Origin of the sequence: Aureimonas ureilytica, from assembly GCF_001475935.1 — a bacterium.
Classification (GTDB): domain Bacteria; phylum Pseudomonadota; class Alphaproteobacteria; order Rhizobiales; family Rhizobiaceae; genus Aureimonas; species Aureimonas ureilytica_A.
Genome location: NZ_LDQA01000067.1, coordinates 26,195 through 47,926, shown reverse-complemented (window position 1 = coordinate 47,926; position 21,732 = coordinate 26,195). Strand labels below are relative to the sequence as shown.

General features: G+C 68.0%; 14 protein-coding genes and 1 pseudogene. 9 read left to right on the top strand and 6 right to left on the bottom strand.

Translation table 11 applies throughout. From position 1 onward, the window contains the following. Nucleotides 1-139: 139 nt before the first annotated feature. Complete coding sequence (locus tag NS365_RS20575; RefSeq protein ID WP_082684752.1) at nucleotides 140-2,248, top strand: methyl-accepting chemotaxis protein; 2,109 nt, start codon at nucleotides 140-142, stop codon at nucleotides 2,246-2,248. 894 nt (nucleotides 2,249-3,142) lie between these two features. Beyond that, complete coding sequence (gene purH, locus NS365_RS20570) at nucleotides 3,143-4,756, top strand: bifunctional phosphoribosylaminoimidazolecarboxamide formyltransferase/IMP cyclohydrolase (protein WP_058602166.1); 1,614 nt, start codon at nucleotides 3,143-3,145, stop codon at nucleotides 4,754-4,756. A gap of 49 nt (nucleotides 4,757-4,805) precedes the next feature. On the opposite strand, the gene NS365_RS20565 is transcribed toward purH, so the two are convergent. Then, nucleotides 4,806-6,251, bottom strand: coding sequence for an MFS transporter (locus tag NS365_RS20565; RefSeq protein WP_058602165.1), 1,446 nt, complete (start codon nucleotides 6,249-6,251; stop codon nucleotides 4,806-4,808). A 180-nt stretch (nucleotides 6,252-6,431) separates the two neighbouring features. Between NS365_RS20565 and NS365_RS25245 the strand changes: the two genes are divergently transcribed. After that, the gene (locus NS365_RS25245; RefSeq protein ID WP_275477513.1) at nucleotides 6,432-6,563 is read left to right on the top strand and encodes a hypothetical protein; all 132 of its coding nucleotides are present in this window, start codon (nucleotides 6,432-6,434) and stop codon (nucleotides 6,561-6,563) included. A gap of 326 nt (nucleotides 6,564-6,889) precedes the next feature. On the opposite strand, the gene NS365_RS20560 is transcribed toward NS365_RS25245, so the two are convergent. From NS365_RS20560 to NS365_RS20535, 5 genes are all read right to left on the bottom strand, one after another. After that, nucleotides 6,890-7,957 (bottom strand): acyltransferase family protein, encoded by a 1,068-nt coding sequence (locus NS365_RS20560; protein ID WP_058602164.1) that lies wholly within the window; start codon nucleotides 7,955-7,957, stop codon nucleotides 6,890-6,892. Between the two features lie 359 nt (nucleotides 7,958-8,316). Further along, a complete protein-coding gene (locus NS365_RS20550; protein WP_058602162.1) occupies nucleotides 8,317-13,197 on the bottom strand; it encodes an NAD-glutamate dehydrogenase in 4,881 nt (1,626 codons plus the stop codon). A 210-nt stretch (nucleotides 13,198-13,407) separates the two neighbouring features. After that, nucleotides 13,408-14,040, bottom strand: coding sequence for a TPM domain-containing protein (locus tag NS365_RS20545; protein ID WP_058602161.1), 633 nt, complete (start codon nucleotides 14,038-14,040; stop codon nucleotides 13,408-13,410). Between the two features lie 9 nt (nucleotides 14,041-14,049). Further along, the gene (locus NS365_RS20540) at nucleotides 14,050-14,841 is read right to left on the bottom strand and encodes a TPM domain-containing protein (protein ID WP_244498517.1); all 792 of its coding nucleotides are present in this window, start codon (nucleotides 14,839-14,841) and stop codon (nucleotides 14,050-14,052) included. Between the two features lie 213 nt (nucleotides 14,842-15,054). Then, on the bottom strand, nucleotides 15,055-15,687 hold the full coding sequence (locus tag NS365_RS20535) for a LemA family protein (protein ID WP_058602160.1): 633 nt from the start codon (nucleotides 15,685-15,687) through the stop codon (nucleotides 15,055-15,057). A gap of 173 nt (nucleotides 15,688-15,860) precedes the next feature. On the opposite strand from NS365_RS20535, the gene NS365_RS20530 reads away from it, so the two are divergent. From NS365_RS20530 to zapE, 6 genes and pseudogenes are all read left to right on the top strand, one after another. Then, nucleotides 15,861-16,118: a hypothetical protein gene (locus NS365_RS20530; protein ID WP_058602176.1), complete on the top strand. Its 258-nt coding sequence runs from the start codon at nucleotides 15,861-15,863 to the stop codon at nucleotides 16,116-16,118. A gap of 11 nt (nucleotides 16,119-16,129) precedes the next feature. After that, on the top strand, nucleotides 16,130-17,029 hold the full coding sequence (gene pdxY / locus NS365_RS20525) for a pyridoxal kinase PdxY (protein ID WP_058602175.1): 900 nt from the start codon (nucleotides 16,130-16,132) through the stop codon (nucleotides 17,027-17,029). Nucleotides 17,030-17,072: 43 nt separating this feature from the next. Then, nucleotides 17,073-17,843 carry a DUF429 domain-containing protein gene (locus NS365_RS20520; protein ID WP_058602159.1) on the top strand — a complete coding sequence of 257 codons (771 nt, stop codon included), beginning with the start codon at nucleotides 17,073-17,075 and terminating at the stop codon, nucleotides 17,841-17,843. 399 nt (nucleotides 17,844-18,242) lie between these two features. After that, nucleotides 18,243-18,884 (top strand): annotated as a pseudogene (locus NS365_RS20515) (carbonic anhydrase); the annotation flags it as partial. A gap of 533 nt (nucleotides 18,885-19,417) precedes the next feature. Next, nucleotides 19,418-19,990 carry a protease inhibitor Inh/omp19 family protein gene (locus NS365_RS20510; RefSeq protein ID WP_082684749.1) on the top strand — a complete coding sequence of 191 codons (573 nt, stop codon included), beginning with the start codon at nucleotides 19,418-19,420 and terminating at the stop codon, nucleotides 19,988-19,990. A gap of 341 nt (nucleotides 19,991-20,331) precedes the next feature. Then, on the top strand, nucleotides 20,332-21,513 hold the full coding sequence (gene zapE / locus NS365_RS20505) for a cell division protein ZapE (protein ID WP_082684748.1): 1,182 nt from the start codon (nucleotides 20,332-20,334) through the stop codon (nucleotides 21,511-21,513). The last annotated feature ends 219 nt before the right edge of the window (nucleotides 21,514-21,732 follow it).

The window sequence follows — 21,732 nt, the reverse complement described above, 5'->3', positions numbered from 1 at the left end:
ACGCGAACGGTCGTAAGGGAAGATTGCGTTATTCGAGACAGGGCGCTCCGAATCTTACGGCACCAAAAGATGAGTCCGATTCACGAATAATTCAACGCCGTATCTCATGATCTTTTTCTTCGGTAAGGTGGGTCTGGCGATGCGTACATCGATCAAGTTGAAGCTTGGCGTGAGTTTCGGCGTGGTGCTCTTGCTGATGGGGGTCGCGGGCTACGAGGGCGTCGCGGCGCTTGGCTCCGCCAACCAAACGATGAAAAACTTCGTGGACCATCCGTTCGCCCAATCTCGCCGGCTGGCCAATGTCGTGGCCGAGACCGAGGCGGTCGGCCGTTCCATGGCGGCTTTGGCTCTGGTCGATACCGAGGACGCGCGAAGCCAGCTGCGCGGTGCGATCACAGGCAAGATCGACGCCACATTGAAGGAATTGCAGGCTTACCGCGATGGCATCACGCCCAGCCATCTGGAGGCGATCGCCAAGGCGACGGCGCTGATCGAAAGCTGGCAAGCCATCACGCCCTTGTTCCAGTCCATCGACGCTCTTCTGGAACAGAACACGATCGTTCAGGCTGAGGAGATCAACCGAACCCAGATCGCTCCCCTTTTCAAACGGCTGACGGGCGAACTGCATTCCCTGCAAGAAACGCTGGCGGCCGCCAATGCGACCGGTCCGCTTCGCAACGCGGTATCGGAGTTACGATCGGCTCTGCCGACCCTGGTGGTCTATGTGGAGCGGGCGGGCAAACGTCCCGACCCGCAGGCCGAAGCGTCGTTGAGGACGGACTATGCCACGCTGATGGAAAGCGCCGGTCGAAACTTCACGGTCCTTGCGGCCGCAAGCGACCCCGCTTCGATGATCGTGCCGGCCAAGGCGGCGGTCGCGGACTGGAACTCCTTGCGGGAATCCTTGGACCAGGCTTTCGTGGCGGGCCTCGGCGATCGATCTCAGGCAGGTGTTGGCCTGATGCTGAGCAAGATGCGGCCCGCACTTCTGCAACTGACGACAAATGCCCGCGAGCTTCTGACCCATGAGACGGCGTTTGCCGACAAGCTCGCCGCCGACACCGATCAGACCTACGTTTCCGCACGCGCCGTCATGATCGCCACCATCGTGGCCTGCCTCCTGCTGGGCCTCGGAACGGCGGTCTGGATGTCGCTTTCCATTTCGCGTCGGCTGGGCCGTGCCGTCCAATTGACCAACGATATCGCCTCGGGCGATCTCACGCAGACCATCGCTGTCAAGGGCAATGACGAGATCGGCGAACTCCTGCGCGCCATGAACCAGATGAGCGCCAAGCTGTCCGAGATCATGTCGCAGGTCCTGTCCTCCTCCCAACAGGTGGCAGGCGGCGCCCTACAGTCGGCCGCGACGGCGGACCAGATGTCTTCGGGCGCCACGCAGCAGGCCGCCGCATCGGAGCAGGCGTCGGCCGCGATCGAGCAGATGAGCGCCAATGTGCGCCAGAACGGCGACAATGCCGCGACCACCGAGCGGATCGCCACGCAGGTCGCTGAAAGCGGCCAGAAGGCCGGTCAGGCCGTCGGCGCCTCGTTGGAGGCTATGCGCGAAATCGCCGAAAAGATCGCGCTGGTGCAGGAGATCGCGCGCCAGACCGACCTTCTGGCGCTGAACGCGGCCATCGAGGCGGCCCGCGCCGGCCAGCACGGCAAGGGTTTTGCGGTCGTGGCCTCGGAAGTGCGCAAGCTGGCCGAGCGCAGCCAAACGGCGGCGCAGGAGATCGGCCAGCTCTCGGCCCAGACGCTGCTGACCTCGGAAGAAGCAGGGCGGATGTTGAACGCTTTGGTGCCCGACATCCAGAAGACGGCCGATCTCGTGTCCGAGATTTCCGCCGCCTGCCGCGAGCAGACGATCGGCGTGGAGCAGATCAATCAGGCCATCCAGCAGCTCGACCAGGTCACGCAGGGCAATGCGAGCGCCGCCAACGAAATGGCCGCCACCGCGCACCAGCTTTCGGGCGAAGCGCAGCGGCTGACGCAGAACACGAGCTTCTTTCGACTTCGCGCAGGGGCCGAACGCCCCGCCGTGGTCGCCCCGTCCCGCCAGGAAAGCGTGCGCGAGTTGAAGACCCGTATCCAGACCGCGCGCGCGGAGCACGCTCCAGCCGCACCCACGCGGGCCTCGACGCGCCTTCGCGCGAATGCCGCGCCGCCGGTCTCACCGGAGCGCAGCGACGCGGGCTTCGCCCTGGATTTGGACACGGAGGCCGGCTTCGAGCGCATGAGCGCCTGACGCCGGTCAGACCGCCGCGCTGCGGCCCGATGGCGGAGAGGCGGCTTTGGCAGGCCTTTAGCCACGCGCGACCTCGATCGCTCCGGCGGGATCAGCCGCGACGGACCTTTGCCTGGCCACGGCGATAGGCGACTGTTTCAACGCCCGCCGGGCTTCCTTGGCGATGTGGTGTCCTTGAGACCCCGCATTTGAAGCAATCCGGCATCGGCCACATCCGCTGCCGCGCATTCTCACGGAAGCCTCCGCCGACACGCACAAGGATGCTTCGAACCCCGCCCGCAAGCGACAGCGATCCCATGGGTGGCTCGTGCCGTGGGACTTGTAGGCTCACGCCCGTTTCCCGCAGCCTCGCTTGCCGCAAGAGCGGGACGCCCGCTCGAACCCGCCATTCGATGCTCGACCCGATTGACGCTTGCGGTGCGTCCGGATGGTCCACGCCGCCTCTATCGAACAACCCGGCGGCCCGGCGGATTTTCGCGCGCGCATCTTGGCCCGGCTCAGCCGAAACGGACGTGACATCATCGGCGTCGGGCGCTTTGCGGAAGCGAAACACCCATTATCAGACCGTTGCGGGCGAACTGGCTCTGCTAACGCAAGGCGACAAAGCAAGCGCGATCCGGGACAGAACGAAGCGTAGCTTCGCCGGCCATGCGGGGCGGGGCGGTCGCGCGGCACCGCCAACGTTCGCCGGCCGAACGACCGCGCCCCCACCCCGCCGTCTCGACACCCCTTCATCGGCTCGCAACGGGATATCGAACGATGGCCGCGCGGGGAGAGGACGGAATTCGCGCCGAGGCGTTGTTCCCCAGGCGTTTGCGCTCTATGGGGAGGCGATCGTTCCGGGGCTTCTCCCGCGCCCCGCCATCCGCCGCCCCTGCTGCCGGAGTGCCGCCCATGGCCGTCGCCGCCAATCTCTATCCCGCCCCCGATCGCCATCCCGTGCGCCGCGCGCTGCTTTCGGTCTTCGACAAGACCGGGCTCGTGGATCTGGCGCGGGGTCTCGCCTCGCGCGGCGTCGAGCTGATCTCCACCGGCGGCACCCGCGCGGCGATCGAGGCGGCCGGCCTGCCCGTGCGGGACGTCTCCGACATCACCGGCTTTCCCGAGATCATGGACGGGCGCGTGAAGACGCTGCACCCCAGCGTCCACGGCGGGCTTCTGGGCATGCGCGCCGACCCGGCGCATCAGGCGGCCATGGACGAGCACGGCATTTCGGGCATCGACCTTCTCGTGGTCAATCTCTACCCCTTCGCGCAGACCGTCGCCTCGGGCGCCGACAAGGCGGCCATCATCGAGAATATCGACATTGGCGGCCCGGCCATGATCCGCGCCGGCGCCAAGAACCACGCCTATGTCAGCGTTCTCACCGACCCCTCCGACTATGACGGCTTCCTCGCCGCCATGGACGAGAGCAAGGGCGAGGTCGATCTGGAGTTTCGCCGCCGTCTCGCGGGCAAGGCCTATGGCATGACGGCGGCCTATGACGCGGCCGTTTCCTCTTGGTTCGCGGGCGTCATGCAGGATGTCGCCCCGGCGCGCCGCGCCTTTGCCGGCACGCTCGCCTCCTCGCTGCGCTATGGCGAGAACCCGCATCAGAGCGCGGCCTTCTATCTCGACGGCTCCAACCGAGCGGGCGTCGCCACTGCCCGGCAGGTGCAGGGCAAGGAACTCTCCTACAACAATATCAACGACACGGACGCCGCCTTCGAGCTGGTGGCCGAGTTCGACCCCGCCCGCACGGCGGCCGTTGCCATCATCAAGCACGCCAACCCGTGCGGCGTCGCCGAAGGCGGCAGCCTGATCGAGGCCTACACGCGCGCGCTCGCCTGCGACCCCGTGTCGGCCTTCGGCGGCATCGTGGCGCTGAACCGCAAGCTGGATGCGCAGGCGGCGGCCGAGATCGTCAAGGTGTTTACCGAGGTCATCATCGCGCCGGAAGCCGACGAGGAGGCGATCGCGCTCGTCGCCGCCAAGAAGAACCTGCGCCTCCTTCTCACCGGCGGCCTGCCCGACCCGCGCGCGCCGGGACTTCTGGTCAAGTCCGTCGCGGGCGGCCTCCTCGTCCAGAACCGGGATTCCGGCACGGTGGATGCGCTCGATCTCAAGGTCGTCACCAAGCGCAGCCCCAGCGCGCAGGAAATGGCCGATCTCCAGTTCGCCTTCCGCGTCGCCAAGCATGTGAAGTCGAACGCCATCGTCTACGCCAAGGATCTGGCGACGGTCGGCATCGGCGCGGGCCAGATGAGCCGCGTCGATTCCGCCCGCATCGCCGCGCGCAAGGCCGAAGACGCCGCGCAGGCGGCCGGCGGCGAGGTGCTGACGCGCGGCTCGGCCGTCGCCTCCGACGCCTTCTTCCCCTTCGCGGACGGGCTTCTCTCGGCCGTCGCGGCGGGCGCGACGGCGGTGATCCAGCCGGGCGGCTCCATGCGCGATCAGGACGTGATCGACGCCGCCGACGAGCATGGCATCGCCATGGTCTTCACCGGGATGCGCCACTTCCGCCACTAAAGACGAAACCGGGCGAGGCGGCAGCGCCTCGTCCGCGCTCATGTCTGCGTCAGGGGGCAGCGCGCCCTTTCACGATCTGCCGGGGCAGAAGCGCGAGACCCGCGACGAAGAACAGCGCGATCACGGCCATGCCGATGCGCGTGGCGGTGGTCGGGCCGGTCGCGAGGCTGGCGAGCGCTGTCAGCACCGCGACCAGCAGGGGCGCGAGAAAGCCCGTGGCCCGGCCGGCCAGCGCATAGAGGCCGAACCAGCGCGCCGCGTCCTCTGCCGGCACGGCCATGGCGAGCGCCGAGCGCGACGAGGCCTGAACCGGGCCGAAGGCGATGCCGATCAGAAGCCCGTAGAGAAGAAACGCCTTTTCGGCCGGCGCGGCGAAGAGGCCGCTGGCCCCCGCTCCGGGCGCGAAGGCCAGCGTGCCAAACAGGGTCGAGTCCGGCCCGGTCGAGACGATGGCAATGGTGGCCAGCGTCAGCATCGACAGGCCCGTCAGAAGCACGGGGCGGGGGCCGAAGCGCCTGTCGAGAAAGGCCGCGCCCAGGCATCCGAAGCTCGCCGCCACCGCCAGAAGCAGGCCGAACACGCCGCTCTCCGTCACCGTCCAGCCGAAGGTCGCCGCCGCGAAGGCCCCGCCGAGCACCAGCAGCGCGTTGATCCCATCCTGATAGAGCATCCGCGCGGCGATGAAGCGGGCGAGACGCGGATGATCGCGCAGGTCACTGACCAAGGTTCGCCAGAAAGCGCGCACCGCGCCCCCGCTCGCTGGCGCTTTCAAGGCTGCCCGGCGCGGGCGGTCGGGCACGAACAGAAACATCGGCCAGACGAAGGCGACGTACCAGAGCGCGGCGAGTGGCCCGGCCGCGCGCGCGCCCTCGAACTGGGCAGGATCGAGCCCGAACCAGGGCGTGAGGCCGAGCAGCGTCAGGCCGCTTTCAGGATCGCCCGCCAGACCGCCCAGCGTGACCAGAAGCGCCAGAATGCCGCCGACATAGCCGGTGCCCCAGGCGATGTTGGACACGAGCCCGAGCGAGGCGCGGGGCACGAGGCTTGGCAGAAGCGTGTCGTTGAGAACGACCGAGAGTTCGGCCGCGACGCCCGCCAGCACCACCGCGACCGCGACCGGCCACAGCGCCGAGCCGGGTGCGGCCCGCCAGAGCGCGAGGCAGGCGAGAACCTGAACCAGGCCGAGGAGGAGGAGCATGGGTTTGACCGGCCCGCGCCGATCGGCCCATTGGCCGACGACGGGCGAGGCGATGGCGATGCACAGCCCCGTGAGGCTCGCGGCCAGCGCCCAGGTCGATTGGCCCTCCGCCGGATCGCTCGCCAGATGCGCCACGAAATAGGGGCCGAAGACGAAGGTGAGCACCACGGTGAAGAAGGGCTGCGCGGCGAAATCGAAGCCGATCCAGCTCCAGACGGAGAGGCGCTTCAAGGGCGAGGCGGGGGGCTCTGCACCGTCTGAGGCCTGTGCCGGGATCGCGGACGGGGGCTCGGTCATGGCAGGCTCTCGTGAGGACGCAGCGCGACCGGTTTAGCCGAGCCTTGCGGCCTTTCCAAATTGTCATTCGAAAGGCGCGACGAAACGGCTTGTGGAGCCTGAAAATTCGGCCCACAAAGCTCGACCGATCGTCGGTTCGACGCCTGGACGTCCGGGCGCGGCGGTCTTGTGGAGGACGAGATGGCCAAGGGTCAGATGCGCAGCAACAAGGAAACCCGCAAGCCGAAGGCGGACAAGACCAAAAAGGTCGATCCCGTGGCGACCGGCGTTCCCGGCAAGTTCGCCACGCCCCAGAAAGATACCAAGAAATGACCACTGTCGGGCCGGCGGCCGGGGTGCTGCCGGCCCGATCCGTCAGGACGATCGGCTGACGGAATAAGGCATCGCGATCGCCCCGCATGGCATCTCCCGCCGGATGGTATCGTCCATTCGGCAAGCCCCGGCGGGCTTTGACGTCTCATGCGGACCAGAGACCCGCCTGGTGTCGGATGGCCTTGCTCATCTCTCTATGGGCTCAACCGCTTCGACCCGCTGCACCTCCTCGGCCTTGGTTATGGCGCTAGGCCAACCGTCCCCACGTTCTGTCGGGTGGATGGGATAGGACGGGGAAAAACCTGCTCCCGGTCCAAATCAGGCATTCAGGTTTGGGCTGCGGCGTTCGCCGGCAGACGGTCCACCGTCTCACGCCCGTTCCAGCCACGCTCGCGCAAGGCGCGCTGAAGCGGTTGCTCCACAAGGCGATAGGTCAGCCATCCCGTCACGATCGCGGTGGAGATCGCGGCCAGGACCCAGAGGCCGTGCACCAAGGCGGTTCCATCCGCGACGCCGAGGCGGCGTCCGATCTGGCGAAAGCCGGTCAGCACGAAGGGATGGGTGAGGTAAAGCGAATAGGAGGCGTCCCCCATGTCGTGCAGCCACCGGCTGGCGAAGAGGCGCCCTCTGCGCTCGAAGACGAGACCGGCCAACAGGATCAACGCCGCGCCCGATCCGAACCACAGCACGCGCGAGAACCCGTCGCCGCCCCGCCGTTCCATCCCGAGGGCGATGAGGCCGACGCCTGCCAGAAGGCAGAGGATCGCCAACCCGCTCGGCAGCTGCGTGAAACGCTCGGAGCGGAAGGCGGCGCCGATAGCTGCGCCCGCCAGAAACTCCAGGAGGAAAGGATGCGTATAGGTCTGCAACACCGGGCTTTCCGGCGCGCAGAGGGCACCGAGCGCGACGAGGCCGATGATGAGGGCGCAGAGCAAAGGTAGTCTGCGATGGGGCGTCGCCCAAAGCGTCAGCGCGAAATGCGCGTAGAAGAAGATCTCATAGACCAGCGTCCAGCCGATCCTCAGCACCGGCGCATCGAAATGCGCGATCAGCAGGAGCGACAGGATCGCGTGGCCCAGACTGGCCGAGCCATCGATAAAGGCGGACGGTGCGATCACGTAGAGCGCGAGGCTGGAAAGGGTCAGCAGCCAGTAAAGCGGATAGACTCGCAAGAGCCGGTTTCGCAGGAAAGACGCGGGTTGGACCGGGCGGCCGAGCGTGGTGTGCATCATGATGAAACCACTGATGCAGAAGAACAGATCGACGCCGGAATAGCCGAAATTTCTCGGAACGCCCCAAGCATATCCCGCGAGATAGACCTTGGTGTGGAAGTAGACGACCATCAGCGCGGCGATCCCACGCAGATACTGAACGGAGATGATCGTCTTTCCCATCAGGCATCCTGCAATCTATGGATGCATTATCTGTATGATTTTGCAGTCATTGAGGGAAGATGGTGAGGGCTGGAAACTGAACAGAGCGATGTGGCCGTATCAATTCGGCATCAGGAGAGCACTCGAAAGCCAAGTCTTCGCGGCGGATGTTTCTCGCGATTTCGCACGAGCCGCACTTCCCCTTGGGAATGACGAGAGCCTGATCCGCAGGGAAGGGGCGGTGTTCCTGGCTGAGACGCCTTGGAAGGAACGTTAATCAAGGAGGGGCGGACCATCATTCCGGCGGTCGACCGAACTCGGTTTCCAGCAAAAGAAGGGCCGGGCCGTTCCCGAAGGAACGGCCCGGCCCTGTCATCGTCTCAGTGGCCGAGGTCCTGCAAGAGGCCGGCGGCCAGCGTCAGGCGCGAGACGGAGGTTTCGCCGGTGCCGGCGAGGCGCGCCATCTGCTCGCTGGCGTCGCGCAGCGCGTCGCCCTGGCTGGCGAGCCAAGAGCCGACCGGGTCTTCGCCGTTGCCGTTTCGCAGCGCCAGCACCGTCAGGCGGCGGCGCTCGCGGGCGATCTGGCTGGCGGCGCGCTCCAGCGCCAGGGTCTCGTAATAGTCGGTCGGCCGGAGCGTCCCGAGCGCGTTTTCGAGCTGGCCGATGCGCAGGGCATGGGACAGTTCGAACAGAGCGCGCACGACCGCTTCGATCGGCTGCGATGTTTCACGTGAAACGGCGTCCATATCGGGCACCAGTGCCAGAAGCGGCAGGAGGGCGAGGTCGGTGGCCAGATCCTGCGGGATGCCACGCTCGACGAGGCCGGCTTCGGCCGCCTCGAAGGCCTGACGCGCTCGCTCGCTGGCGAGAGAGGCCAGTTGCGGCTTGAGAAGACGCACGCGCTCGCGCAGCGCCGCGACGGCGGGGCCGAGATCGCTCGTGCCGGCCCGCACGAGTCCGACCGTCACGCGCTGAAGGAAGGTCGAGACCGAGGCGTAAAGCTCGTTCTGAACTTCTCCCGGCAGGGCGTTGTCGAGCGCGTCGATGCGCTTGAGAAGATCGTGCACCTCGAAGCCATCCGCCGCCAGGACGAAGCCCTGGCAGACCGCGCTGGCATTGCGCCCCGTTGCATCCCGCAGCACCACGGCAAAGCTCGGGCCGAGGCGGTTGACAAGATCGTTGGCGAGGCGCGTCGCCACGATTTCGCGGCGCAGGCGGTGCCCGTCGATCTCGGCCGCGAAGCTCTCGCGCATGGCCGGCGGGAAGTAGGAGACGAGCCGCTCATGCAAATAGGAATCGTCCGGCAGCGGGCCGGAGACGATGCCGTTGAACAGGTCGATCTTGGCATAGGCGAGGAGAACGGCGAGTTCGGGCCGTGTCAGGCTCTGACCTTTGGCGCGCAGATCGGCGATCGCCGCATCGCTCGGCAGGTTTTCCACCGTGCGGTCGAGCGCGCCGGTCTCCTCCAGAACGTTCATGAGGCGTGTCTGTAGGGCGAGGCGGGAGGTGCCGGCGCGCTGCTCCAGCGAGAGCGCCAGCGTCTGCTCGTAATTGTGGCTGAGGACGAGGCGCGCCACATCGTCCGTCATGGAAGCGAGAAGCGTGTCGCGGTCGGGCCGCGATAGACGCTCGCCCGCCATGGCCGCGCGCAGCGCGATCTTGATGTTGACCTCGACGTCGGACGTGTTGACGCCCGCCGAATTGTCGATCGCGTCCGTGTTGAGGCGCACGCCCGCGCGCGCCGCCTCGATGCGCGCCTGCTGGGTGAGGGCGAGGTTCGCGCCTTCGCCCACGACCTTGGCGCGGATATCGCGGCCGGTGATGCGCACCGCGTCATTGGCGCGGTCGCCGACATCCTGGTTGGTCTCGGCGCGCGCGCGCACATAGGTGCCGATGCCGCCGAACCAGAGAAGATCGACCGGCGCGCGCAGGATGGCGGAGATCACCTCCTGCGGGGTGCCGGAGCGCTTGTCCCAACCGATGGCCTCGGCCGCCTCGACTGAGAGCGTGATGCGCTTTTCGCGGCGCGAGAAGACGCCGCCGCCCGCCGAGATTTTCGCGCGGTCGTAGTCGTTCCAGGAGGAGCGCGGCAGATCGAACAGACGCCGACGCTCGGCATAGGAGGCCGCCGTGTCCGGCTGCGGGTCGATGAAGATGTCGCGATGGTCGAAGGCCGCGACGAGGCGCGTCTTTTCCGACAACAGCATGCCATTGCCGAACACGTCGCCCGACATGTCGCCGCAGCCGACCGTCGTGAAGGGTTCGGACTGGATGTCCCAAGCCTTGTCACCGGAGCCCATCTCGCGGAAATGCCGCTTCACGGCCTCCCATGCACCGCGCGCGGTAATACCCATGGCCTTATGGTCGTAGCCAGCCGAGCCGCCGGAGGCGAAGGCATCGCCCAGCCAGAAGCCGCGCGCTTCGGCCACGGCATTGGCCGTGTCGGAGAAGGTCGCCGTGCCCTTGTCGGCCGCGACGACGAAATAGGGATCGAGATCGTCGAGGCGCACGACGCCGTCCGGCGTCACCGTTTCACCCGCCGCATCGATATTGTCGGTGACCGACAGGAGCGAGGCGATGAAGACGATATAGGCCGAGCGGCCGGCCTCGAACCAGACATCGCGCTGCGCGGGGTCGGGCAGGCGCTTGGGGTAGAAGCCGCCCTTGGAGCCGACCGGCACGATCACGGCGTTCTTGACCTGCTGTGCCTTCACGAGGCCGAGCACTTCGGTGCGGTAGTCCTGGGACCGGTCGGACCAGCGCAACCCACCGCGCGCCACCGGGCCGAAGCGCAGGTGGACGCCCTCGACGCGCGCGTCGAAGACGAAGATTTCGCGATAGGGCACGGGCGCGGGGACGCCCTCCAGAAGATGCGGATCGAACTTGAAGGCGAGCGCAGGGTCGACCTGGGCGGGCCGCGAGTTCGGATCGGCCGAAACCTTCGGTACCGCGTAGAAATTGGTGCGCAGCGTCGCCAGGATCGCGGAGAGAAGCCGGCGGGCCACGCGGTCTTCGTCCAGCGTTTCCAGCGCGTCGAGGGACGTGCGCAGGCGCTGGAGAATGGCGAGCGCCCCGCGCTTGGCCGCGCGCTCGGCCTCGCCGTCGCCCTTCAGATCGTCGGGCAGCGCATCCTCGCGGCTGGCCTTCGACGGGTCGAAGCTCGCGGTGAAAAGCTCGGCCAGATCACGCGCGATGGCCGGCTGGCGCTCCAGAACCTGCGCGATGAAGGCGTCCGTATAGGCAAAGCCCGTCTGCCTGACATAGCGGGCATAGGCGCGCAGGACATTGGCCATGCGCCAGTCGAGGCCGGCGGCGAAGATCAGCGCGTTGAACCCGTCATTCTCGATGCGCCCGTCGGTGACGGCGGCAAAGGTCGCCTCCAGCGCCGCGCCGCCATCGGGAAGCGTGATCGCGCCGCCCGCGCGCAGCACCAGCTCCATGTCGTGCAGCCAGACCGTGGTCTCGTCCGGCCGGCGCACCTCGAAGGAGCGCTCGGCCACCGCCGAGAAGCCCATGTTTTCGAGGATGGGCACCCGGCGCGAGAGCGAGAGCGGCTCGGCGTAATTGTAGAGGCGCAGGCGCAGGACATCCGCGCCGTCCGTTTCGCGCCGGTAGAAATCGGCGGCCAGACGCTCTTCGTGCGAAAGAGTCAGAATATGCAGCGCGTCGCCCACCGCCTCGTCGGGCGGCACGAGATCGCGGTAGCCGTCCGGCAGGCCGGGGGCCAGCGCCATCAACGCGTCATAGCGGCCGGCGGCGGCGCTGGAGCGCTCGAAGCCGAGCATCCAGTCGCGCGCCAGATTGGCGATCTCGGCTTCGAGGTCCGCCGGGTCGGGCTGCGGCGTCACCCCGCCGCGACGGCCGATGATGAAATGGATCGAGGCGAGCGAGCCTTCGGGGAAGGCGGGATACCAGGCCGAGACATGGCCGTCGTAGCGCTCGGCCAGAAGCAGGCCGATTTCGTCGCGCAGCCGCGCGTCGTAGCGCTCGCGCGGGACGAAGACGAGAACCGAGGCGAAGCGGTCGAACCGGTCGATGCGCGGCAGGACGCGAATGCGCGGGCGCTCGCCGAGCTCCGTGATGACGCCGATGAAGCGCTCCAAGAGATCGGTGTCGATCTGGAACATCTCGTCGCGCGAATAGGAATCGAGCGCGACCCGCAGCGCCTTGGCCGAGTGCGAGCGGGGCGAGAAGGCGAACCGCTCGATCACCGCCTCGGCCTTGCGGCGCAGAAGCGGGATGCTGAGCACGGAAGCCGTGTAGACGCCGGACGTGAACAGACCGACGATGCGGGTTTCGCCGACGAGGCGGCCCTCCGCGTCGCGCCGCTTGATGCCGATATAGTCCATATAGACGCGGCGATGGACGCGCGAGCGCGCGTTCGCCTTGGCGACGATGAGCGGGGCGGGGTCTTCCAGAAAGGCGCGAACCTCGGCGCTGGTGGCCGAACCCGGCGCTTCTCGGCGGAGAACGCGCACGTCCGGGTTGGTGAGGATGCCGAGTTCGGTGCCCTCGTTGCGGCGCAGCGCTTCGCCTTCGGGATAATAGGTGAAGTCGCGAAGGCCGAAGAAGATGAAATTGTCGTCGCAGAGCCAGCGCAGGAGCGCCGCGCCCTCGCGCTCGTCGCTCGCGCGCTGCGCGTCGCTCTCGCTCGCGGCGCGCGCTTCGATCTCACGAGCGGCGTCTTCCACGCGGGCATACATCGCCCGATGGTCGCGGTTGACGATGGCGACCTCGGTGAGGATGGCTTCGAGATCGCTGGCAAGCGCGGCTTCGGCCTTGGGCTCGGCGGTGGGCTCGATGGCGACCTGGATCAGGCTCACGCGCTCGCCGCCCGAGCCGTCCCGGCCGGCGGCGCGAAATTCGGTCGGCGCGCCGGTGGCATCGCGCGTTACGTCGAGGACGGGATGGGAGACGGCGTGGATGGCCGGCGCGCTGGTCGCGATGCAGGCGGTCACGCTATCGAACAGAAAGGCCATGTCGTCATGCACGAGCGTGACCAGCGTCACACCCTGGCCGAGGCGCGCACCCTCCGACAGGCGCTCCACCACCACGGTGGATTGGCCGGGGCGGTGGCCGGCGAGAAGCTCGGACGCGCGCTCGGCCATGCGAGCGAGGAAGGCGGGATCGAAGGGGGCGAGGTCTTCGGCCGGCGGCCGCGCGAAGAGGAGTGGCGCAAGCCGGGCGGCCGGGCCGCCGGGGCCAAGCCGGGACAGGACGGCTTCGAGGATGGCGCGCTTCTCGCCAGTCGTTTCCTGCATGGTGTTTCCTCGTTCTGGGCCATGGAGCGTCGGGCCGCTCCGTTCGACGTTCAAGGGCCTCGGCGGCACCGCCTCCCGGGGTCCGGTCGAAGATCGGACGGCGCAGCTCCCCCGCGTCGCGACGGGGCTCTTCTACAACAGCAACGGTCTATAATGCGTTCGCGACAAGACGATTGCGGTTCGGGCCGGAGCGAAGATTGCGCAGGCCGCTCAAATTTCCACCAGACGGTCGGGCAGGGCGTTGCGCCTGTTGGGGTCGGGCGGAAAGCGCGCGGCGAGCCGCGCTCCGCAGCGGCCGACCGCCTGTTCGAAGCCTTCCACCAGCCGATCTTCGCGCGCGGCTTCCGTCAGATGAGCGACGATCGCCTCCCATTCGGACGGGTCCACGGCGGACGCGATCCCCTCGTCGGCAATGACTTCGGCATAATGTTCCGCCTCCGAAACGAAGAGCAGGACGCCGGTGCGCTCGGGCGTGCGATGCAGATTGTGGGCGAGGAACTGCGCCCGCGCCAGCCGCGCCGCGCGCATCCGCGCCAAGGCGGGCGGCACGAAGAGCATGGTGAGCTGCGAGGAGCGCAGAAGCGCGAACAGAAGTGCCGCGCCGACGAGCTGCGCCGTTTCCACCGCCAGCGCCGGCACGGCAAGGCCGGCGAGAGAGGCGATCACGGTCGCGACCCAGCCGAGCGCGAGCGACAAAGCCAGCGCGACGCTCGCCGCGACGAAGCGGTAATCGTCGCTCGACCGGGCGAAGACGGCGTAGATTTCGCCGCTCGTCTGGCGCTCGGCCGCCGCGATGGCGCTGGCGATGCGCGCGTGATCGTCCGGTGTGAAGCCAAGCGCCATCCCCGTCTCCTACCAGCTGCCCGAGGCGCCGCCGCCCCCAAAAGACCCGCCGCTGCCTGAAAAGCCGCCCGACGACGAACCCCCGCCGCCCCAGCCCGAGCCCATGCCGCCGCCCCAGACGGGGCCGACGGGCAAGGCGCGCCGTCGCCGTCGCACGGGCAAGGGCGTGCCGCCGCCGGGCCCCCCACGCCCGCCGCCGCCGAACAGGCGCGCCAGAAAGGCGAGGACGAGCGGGCCGATGGCCACGGCGAGGATGAAGAGAATGACGCCGAGGGTCAGCCAGCCGCCGCCATCGCCCTCCTGCCAGCCTCGATTGCGCTCGGCCCGGGCCTTCACCTCGGCTGCGTCGCCGCCGAGAATCTGCAGGATCGCCTCTGTCCCGGCCTTGATGCCGCCGGCATAGTCGTTGGCGCGGAAGCGGGGGAGAATGTCCCCCTCGATCACGAGACGCGACAGGGCGTCGGTCAGCGTGCCTTCCAGCCCGTAGCCGACCTCGATGCGCACGCGCCGGTCACCGCGCGAGACCAGAAGGATGACGCCATTGTTCTCGCCCTTTTGCCCGATGCCCCAGGCGCGGCCAAGCCGGTAGCCGTAATCCTCGATCTCGTAGCCTTGGAGGTCGGGTACGGTGGCGACGACGACCTGATCGCTCGAACGTGTCTCGAACGCTTCCAGCTCGCGCGTCAGCGCGGCTCGGGTTGCTGGGTCGAGCAGGCCGGCGGCGTCCACCACGCGGCCGGTCAGGGGCGGGAAGGTCTGGGCTCCGGCCGGCGAGACGAGAAGGATCGCGGCGAGGAGCACCAGCGCCGCCGCCCAAAACCGCAGAGCAAAAGGCCCGACCGGACGCGGGCAGGCTTGAGCCGAAGGCGCATCGGCAAGGTTGATGTCGCGCCCCCGTGCGCCTCGAAGCGGCCCACCGCTTCGGCCCGCCGCAAACCATTCCTGGCCGGCTCTCCGCGCAAGGGATCGGGCCGCTACGTCACGTAAGGCGAGGGCGCGCATTGTCGCCGCGCCTTATCGCGTGAAGGAGACGGGCGGCGGCATCTCGGCCCCCGTGCGCGCCTCGAAGACCTGCATGGGCTTGGCGTCCGAGTAGAAGATCGCCGCGATCCAGCGGCCCGGAATGGTGCGCAGCTCCGTGTTATAGGCCTGCACCGCCTCGATATAATCGCGCCGCGCCACCGCGATCCGGTTCTCGGTGCCTTCGAGCTGGCTTTGCAGCGCCATGAAATTGGCGTTGGACTTCAGGTCGGGATAGCGCTCCACCGTGACCAGAAGACGCGACAGCGCCCCGCCAAGCTGCTCCTGCGCGGCCTGATAGCGCTGCACGGCGGCGGGGTCGGTCAGCTGGTCGGCGCGGATCGTGGTCTGGCTCGCCTTGGCGCGCGCTTCCGTCACCGAGGTCAGCACGTCGCGCTCCTGCGCGGCATAGCCTTTCACGGTCTCCACCAGATTGGGGATCAGGTCGGCGCGGCGCTGATACTGGTTCTGCACCTCGCCCCAGGTCGCCTTGGCGCGCTCTTCCAGCGTCGGCACGTTGTTGATCCCGCAAGCCGAGAGAACAGGCGCCAGAAAGAGAAGCACCACGGCGAGGCGAAGCCGCGCCAGGCGCGGGCGGGCGGTCGGACAGGCGACGGAAGCGGACATGGGCGCTATCCCTTGGCGGGCTGATAATATGGTGGCCCATATGGGGCAGGATGTCGCGCCGGGCAGGGTCGCAGCGACGCGATCCTCGTCGCCATCCAACACCTTGGTTTTTTGCGAGGAGGCCGGAGCGGCTCGTCTTGCTCATGACCGGCTTTTGGGTCAGGTTCGCGGCCATGACAGGACGATCCGACGACGAGCAGCGCCGCGAAGAGGCCGAGGCGATCCTGCGCCGTGTGCGCCAGGAGACCGAGCCGCAAACCGGGGCGGGCGTGGAGCGGATGGTGCTCGGCGCGCGCCGCCATTTCTGGGCCGGCGATGCCGACCCGGCCGACCGGATCGAGGTCTGGGGCACGCGGATCGGGCGGCTGGCGGGGCTTGCCGCCTTCATCGTGCTCGCCTTCGTCTTGGTCGGACAGCTTATGGCGGAGTGAACCAGACCTTCATGTCCCAACCCTCCTCCGCGTCGGACGAAAAACCGGCCGTCATCTCCATTTCGTCCCATGTCGCGCGCGGCACGGTGGGCAACCGGGCCGTGGTCTTCGCGCTGGAAACGCTGGGCTATCCCGTCTGGTCGGTGCCGACCGTGACGCTGCCCTGGCATCCCGGCCACGGGCCTTCGACGCGCATCGTCCCCGACCCCGGCGCGTTTGCGGCCTTCATGCAGGATCTCGCGAACGCGCCCTGGCTGGGCGAGGTCGGCGCGGTCATCTCCGGCTATTTCGGCGCGGCCGAGCAGGTGGAGGCCACCGCCGCTTTGGTCCAGGCGGTGAAGGCGAAGAACCCGCGCGCGCTGTATCTCTGCGATCCCGTGCTCGGCGATGGCGGGGCGGACGGGGCGGGCCGGCTCTACCAGCCGCGCCCGGTTCTGGAGGCGATCCGCGACCGTCTGATTCCGCTTGCCGACATCGCCGTGCCCAACCGCTTCGAGCTGGAGTTCCTCACCGGCCTCGAATTCTCCGGCAACCAACATCTGGTGGAAGCGGCGAGCGCGCTGGGGCCGCGCTCGGTCGTCGTCACCTCGGCCTATCCGCTCCTGCGGGGGGGCATCGGCAATCTTCTGGTGGAGCATGACGCTGCCATCCTCGCCGAGCATCGGCGCATCGAGGGCGTGCCGAACGGGCTCGGCGATCTCACCGGCGCGGTGTTCCTGGCGCGCAAGCTCGCCGGCCTGTCGGGCGAAAAGGCGCTGCAATCCACCACGGCCGCCGTGTTCGAAATCCTCGCCCGCACCACCAAGCGCGGCAAGGACGAGCTGACACTGGAAACCGACGCCGACAGTCTGAAGACGCCCATGGCCATGGTGCAGATCCGCCGTCTCGCGACGGGGGGACGGCGCGCGTGATTGCGTCCCGCTCCAACGGCGAGTTAGCCGGCAAAGCTCGAGTGTGACGGCGCGTCGATGCCTCGTCGGCGTCGATGGGTGCCGCGCCGGCTGGATCGCGGCGATCGAGCACGAGGATGGGCGCGCCGAGCTTCGCACGGCTTCTCGCTTCGACGCGCTCCTCGCCGATCTGCCCGATGACGCGCTTTTCGCCGTGGACATGCCGATCGGCCTGCCCGAGCGCATCATGGGTGCGGGGCGCGAGGCCGAGATCGCCGCTCGCCCGCTTTTGTCGCCCAGCCGGCGCTCCAGCATCTTTTCCATTCCCGCCCGCGCGGCGGTGGAGACCGGAGCCGGGCCGTTTGCCGGCGAAGCGCATCGCCGGGAGGTGTTCGCCCGCGTCTGTGCGCTGGCACGCGCCACCTCCGATCCGCCCCGCGCCGTGTCGATTCAGGGCTTCGGCCTGTTTCCCCGCATTCTGGAACTCGACGCCTTGCTGCGCGCCGACGCTGCTCTTTCCACGCGCGTCTTCGAAAGCCATCCCGAGATCGCCTTCGCGCGGCTCAATGGCGGCGAGGCCATGCGCCATTCCAAGAAGCGCGGCGGGCGGCCGTTCGAGGACGGCATGGCGGAGCGCCGCGCCCTGCTTCTTTCCCGCGGCCTGCCGCCCGAACTTCTGGCCGATCCCCTGCCGCGCGGCGCCGGCGAAGACGACAGGCTCGACTCTTGCGCCCTTCTTCTCGTCGCGCACCGTCTGCGCGCGGGGCAAGCCGTCAGCCTTCCCGATCCGCCGGGACGCGACGCCTTCGGCCTGCCCGTCGCGATCTGGGTTTAGAACCGGGGACAGAACCCTTCGGGTCGATCGACCGGGTCTTGTTCCCGCCGGGCATCGTTGCCGGTGCTCGTCCATGCGCTGCATGGCCTGCGCCCGGCGCCTCGCCGACAGAAACAATCCCTCGCTCGCCCTCCGCCGAATGGTTCTGTCCCCGGTTCTTAGAACCGGATCGGTTCCCTCAGGCTGTGGCCTCCCCCCTGGCTGGTTGATCGCCCTTTCGGGCGAGGAACGAAGGGAAACCTCGAAGGGCCTATCGGAAAAGGGCGATTCAACGTCGATTTCCGCTTCATAAGAACCGTCAGCCACCTATGTGAGCAAATGCAAAAAAGGTTAGAGACGGTCCGAACTGGGGCTGATTCGCACGCTCGGCCCCTCGCGTCATCAGATATGGAGCGCCCGATGTCCCTTCTTCCGACGCCCCTCCTTCAGGGCTACCGCAGCTTTGTGGAAGGCCGCTATCTCCAGGAAACGCAGCGCTACCGCACCCTGGCACGCGAAGGGCAGGCGCCCGAAACCATGGTGATTGCCTGCTGCGACTCGCGTGCGGCACCCGAGACCATTTTCGGCGCGGGCGCGGGCGAACTGTTCGTGGTACGCAACGTCGCCAATCTCGTGCCGCTCTACCAGCCGGACGGTGATTTCCATGGCACTTCCGCCGCGCTCGAATTTGCGGTTCAGGCCCTCAAGGTCAAACATATCGTCGTAATGGGGCATGGGCGTTGCGGCGGTATCAAGGCCGCGCTGTCGCCCGATGCCGAACCGCTGTCGCCCGGCGATTTCATCGGCAAGTGGATGAGCATTCTGGAGCCGGTCGCCGCCGCCGTTTCGGCCAACGAGCTTCTGACCTCCGGCGAGCGCCAGACCGCGCTGGAGCGCATTTCCATCCGCACCTCGATCGGCAATCTGCGCTCCTTCCCCTATATCGCCGAGCGCGAGGCGGCGGGCGATCTGAGCCTGCACGGCGCCTGGTTCGACATTTCGACGGCCGAGCTTTGGGCGATGGATCCCGAGAGCGGCGATTTCCAGCGCCCGCTAGTGGATCTCGATCCCGAGCCGGGCGACAGCATCGCGAAAGGCGACCCGATGCACCGCGCCGGCGAGAGCGAGGAGATCGGCGAGGACGCTCTGTCCGAAGGGGCGAACTGACGCGAGGGCAGCGAGGCGGGTCCAAGAAACCGCTCGCTGGCCCGCTGGCCCGAGACGCTGCCGGTCGCCTTGGCCCCGATGGGCCGGGGCGCGGCTCCCCGTTTCATGGGCCCCTCAACGCAACCGATACGGGCGGCAGGTCCCAATCATCCGAAAAGGGTCGGCTCTACCTCTGCGCGTAGAGGGATAGGGTAGCGAGGGCCGGTGCACTCAGCCGCCGCCCTGTCAAACCGGCAACGGAATCGACGCCTCGCAAGGAAGCTCGCCTTCGCCCTTGCGTGGCCGCGCCGCCACAATTTACCTTGCATTTTAATGAAGACATCCCGTTCCCGCTTGCGAAATCGGGGGACGGCCCCTTTTAACGGTTAAGAAACGGCGCGCGGCCTCGGCGGCGCGGCTTGGCGGATGCGAACGAGGATCGGGCACGCATGACCCAGTGGATGAAGACGGGCGTGGCAATGGCGGCGCTTCTGAGCCTTGCGGGGTGCAACTCGGTCGCCCCCAGCTTCGGCGGCGGTGGCAATCTGGGCGGCGGCGGCGGCGTTGCCCCCGTGCGCGCGGCCCCGGCCGGGCAGGTCTATGCCAGCCAGTTGCCTCCGCCGCCCCCGCCGCCGGCAACGCCCGTGGCGCAGACGCCGCCTCCGGGCCAGACCCCTCCGGGCCAGACGCCCGCCCCCGGTGCGCAGCCGGCAGCCCAGCCGACCAAGACGGCCTCCGCCGCGCCCGTGACCCGCGAAGGTCTCGTCGGCGCGTGGCGCGTGTCCTCGGGCGGCGGCAATTGCCAGATTTTCATGGCGCTGACGCAATGGACGGGCGGCTACCGCGCGGCCTCGCGCGGCTGCCCCGGTCAGGTCGCCGACGTGTCGGCCTGGGACGTCTCGGGCAGCCAGGTCGTGCTGAAGGATTCGGGCGGCTCCACGGTCGCCACGCTCTCCAATGCCGGCGGCACCCGCTACGAGGGCACCACCAGCGGCGGCCAGTCGGTCAGCCTCTACCGCTAAAGGCGGACTCGTTTCCGAGCCGGGGATCGGCCGGGAAGATTCGCTCGTGAAAGACGCCGCGCGGTTCCGATCGCGCGGCGCGTTGGCCCGAGGCGCGGCGAATGTCCGATCAGCGTCAGGATGCCCAGCCTATCCTTGCTAGCCCAACAGGCGGGCCGAAGGTGTCACGCCGCTCCATTCTGCCGCCGTTGCGGCTCTGAATGGGGCGGCGTTTTTGCGGTGCGGCGGCGGCGGTGCTATGAGCCTTGCCCATGCATACCGGCCAATGCGCGCGATCGGGCTCGATACCCTTTTTCCTCTGCCATCGGCCGGCCTCCCGCTTCTTTCGAGGTTGATCCGACATGCCTGATGCGAAGGGTTACGGAACGCCGGGGTCCGAGCGCGGACCCGTGCGCAGCGAGCTGGAGCGGCGCGTGCGCGCCGGCGACATCCAGCCCGACCCGATCCAGGCGGTTCTGGCCGATCGGCTGGATCGGCTGGAGCGCGAGCTGAAGCTTCAGGCGCTGCCGGCCAAATCCAGCGCGCTCGGCTGGCTCTTCGGCAAGCGCGAGAAGCCTGCCGCCCCACGCGGCCTTTATATCCACGGCTCGGTCGGGCGCGGAAAGTCCATGATGATGGATCTGTTCTTCCGCCTCTCCTCCGAGCCCCGCAAGCGACGGCTGCACTTCCACGAGTTCATGCGCGAGGCGCATGAGCGTATCAACGCCCATCGCGCGGCGGTGAAGGCGGGAGAGGCCAAGGGCGACGATCCGATCCCGCCGGTGGCCGAGGCGATCGGGGCGCAAGCCCGGCTCCTGTGCTTCGACGAGTTCACGGTGACCGACATCGCCGACGCGATGATCCTGTCGCGCCTGTTCGACGCGCTCTTCGCACAAGGGGTCGTCCTCGTGGCGACCAGCAATGTCGCGCCCGATGATCTCTACCGCAACGGGCTGAACCGCCCGCTCTTCCTACCCTTCGTGGAGACGCTGAAGTCGCGGGCCGACGTGTTCTTTCTCGACGCGCCGACCGACTATCGCATGGAAACGGTGGGCGGAGACGATGTCTATGTGACGCCGCTCGGCCCGCAGGCCGATGCACGCATGGACGCGCTCTGGCGGCAGGTGCTGGGCGGCGCGCCGGAGCGGGCTGAGAGCTTCGAGGTGGCGGGCCGGCGCATCGCCGTGCCGCGTGCGGGCCAGGGGGCCGCGCGCTTCGCCTTTGCCGATCTTCTCCAGCGCCCGCTGGGCGCCAACGACTATCTGGCGCTCGCCGCGCGCTACCACACGCTGGTTCTGGACGGCGTGCCCGTCATGACGCAGGATCAGCGCAACGAGGCCAAGCGCTTCATTCTTTTGATCGACACGCTCTACGATGCGGGTCGGCGCATCATTCTGTCGGCAGCGTCTCCGGCCCATGAGCTGTACCGCGGCACATCGGGCACCGAACTCTTCGAGTTCGACCGCACCGTCTCGCGCCTCACCGAAATGCGCTCCGACGAGTATCTGGCGCAAGCGGCCGCCAAGACCACGAAGGCGGCCTGACGCCCGCTCGAGGGGGTGGGCCGAACGCTGGCACCGTGCCGTCGGCCTTGCAGCTTCTCGGATGACGCGTCCTGCGCCTTTGTGGCTGTGTTGAAGCGCGGCCGATCCGCGAAGCCCCGCGCTCCCGTCAGTTTGCGAAAAAATTCATCAAAGGCACCTCGCTCCGGCTTTCCTGTTGGGAATGCGAAGCTTTGTCATTGACCTTTACGTAACTCCCAC

Coding starts and splice junctions, on each gene's coding strand:
- NS365_RS20530 (WP_058602176.1), top strand. CDS start 15,861: ATGACAGGACGATCCGACGACGAGCAGCGCCGCGAAGAGGCCGAGGCG.
- NS365_RS20545 (WP_058602161.1), bottom strand. CDS start 14,040: ATGGCGCTTGGCTTCACACCGGACGATCACGCGCGCATCGCCAGCGCC.
- NS365_RS20565 (WP_058602165.1), bottom strand. CDS start 6,251: ATGACCGAGCCCCCGTCCGCGATCCCGGCACAGGCCTCAGACGGTGCA.
- NS365_RS20560 (WP_058602164.1), bottom strand. CDS start 7,957: ATGGGAAAGACGATCATCTCCGTTCAGTATCTGCGTGGGATCGCCGCG.
- purH (WP_058602166.1), top strand. CDS start 3,143: ATGGCCGTCGCCGCCAATCTCTATCCCGCCCCCGATCGCCATCCCGTG.
- NS365_RS25245 (WP_275477513.1), top strand. CDS start 6,432: ATGGCCAAGGGTCAGATGCGCAGCAACAAGGAAACCCGCAAGCCGAAG.
- NS365_RS20535 (WP_058602160.1), bottom strand. CDS start 15,687: ATGTCCGCTTCCGTCGCCTGTCCGACCGCCCGCCCGCGCCTGGCGCGG.
- pdxY (WP_058602175.1), top strand. CDS start 16,130: ATGTCCCAACCCTCCTCCGCGTCGGACGAAAAACCGGCCGTCATCTCC.
- NS365_RS20550 (WP_058602162.1), bottom strand. CDS start 13,197: ATGCAGGAAACGACTGGCGAGAAGCGCGCCATCCTCGAAGCCGTCCTG.
- zapE (WP_082684748.1), top strand. CDS start 20,332: ATGCCTGATGCGAAGGGTTACGGAACGCCGGGGTCCGAGCGCGGACCC.
- NS365_RS20510 (WP_082684749.1), top strand. CDS start 19,418: ATGACCCAGTGGATGAAGACGGGCGTGGCAATGGCGGCGCTTCTGAGC.
- NS365_RS20575 (WP_082684752.1), top strand. CDS start 140: ATGCGTACATCGATCAAGTTGAAGCTTGGCGTGAGTTTCGGCGTGGTG.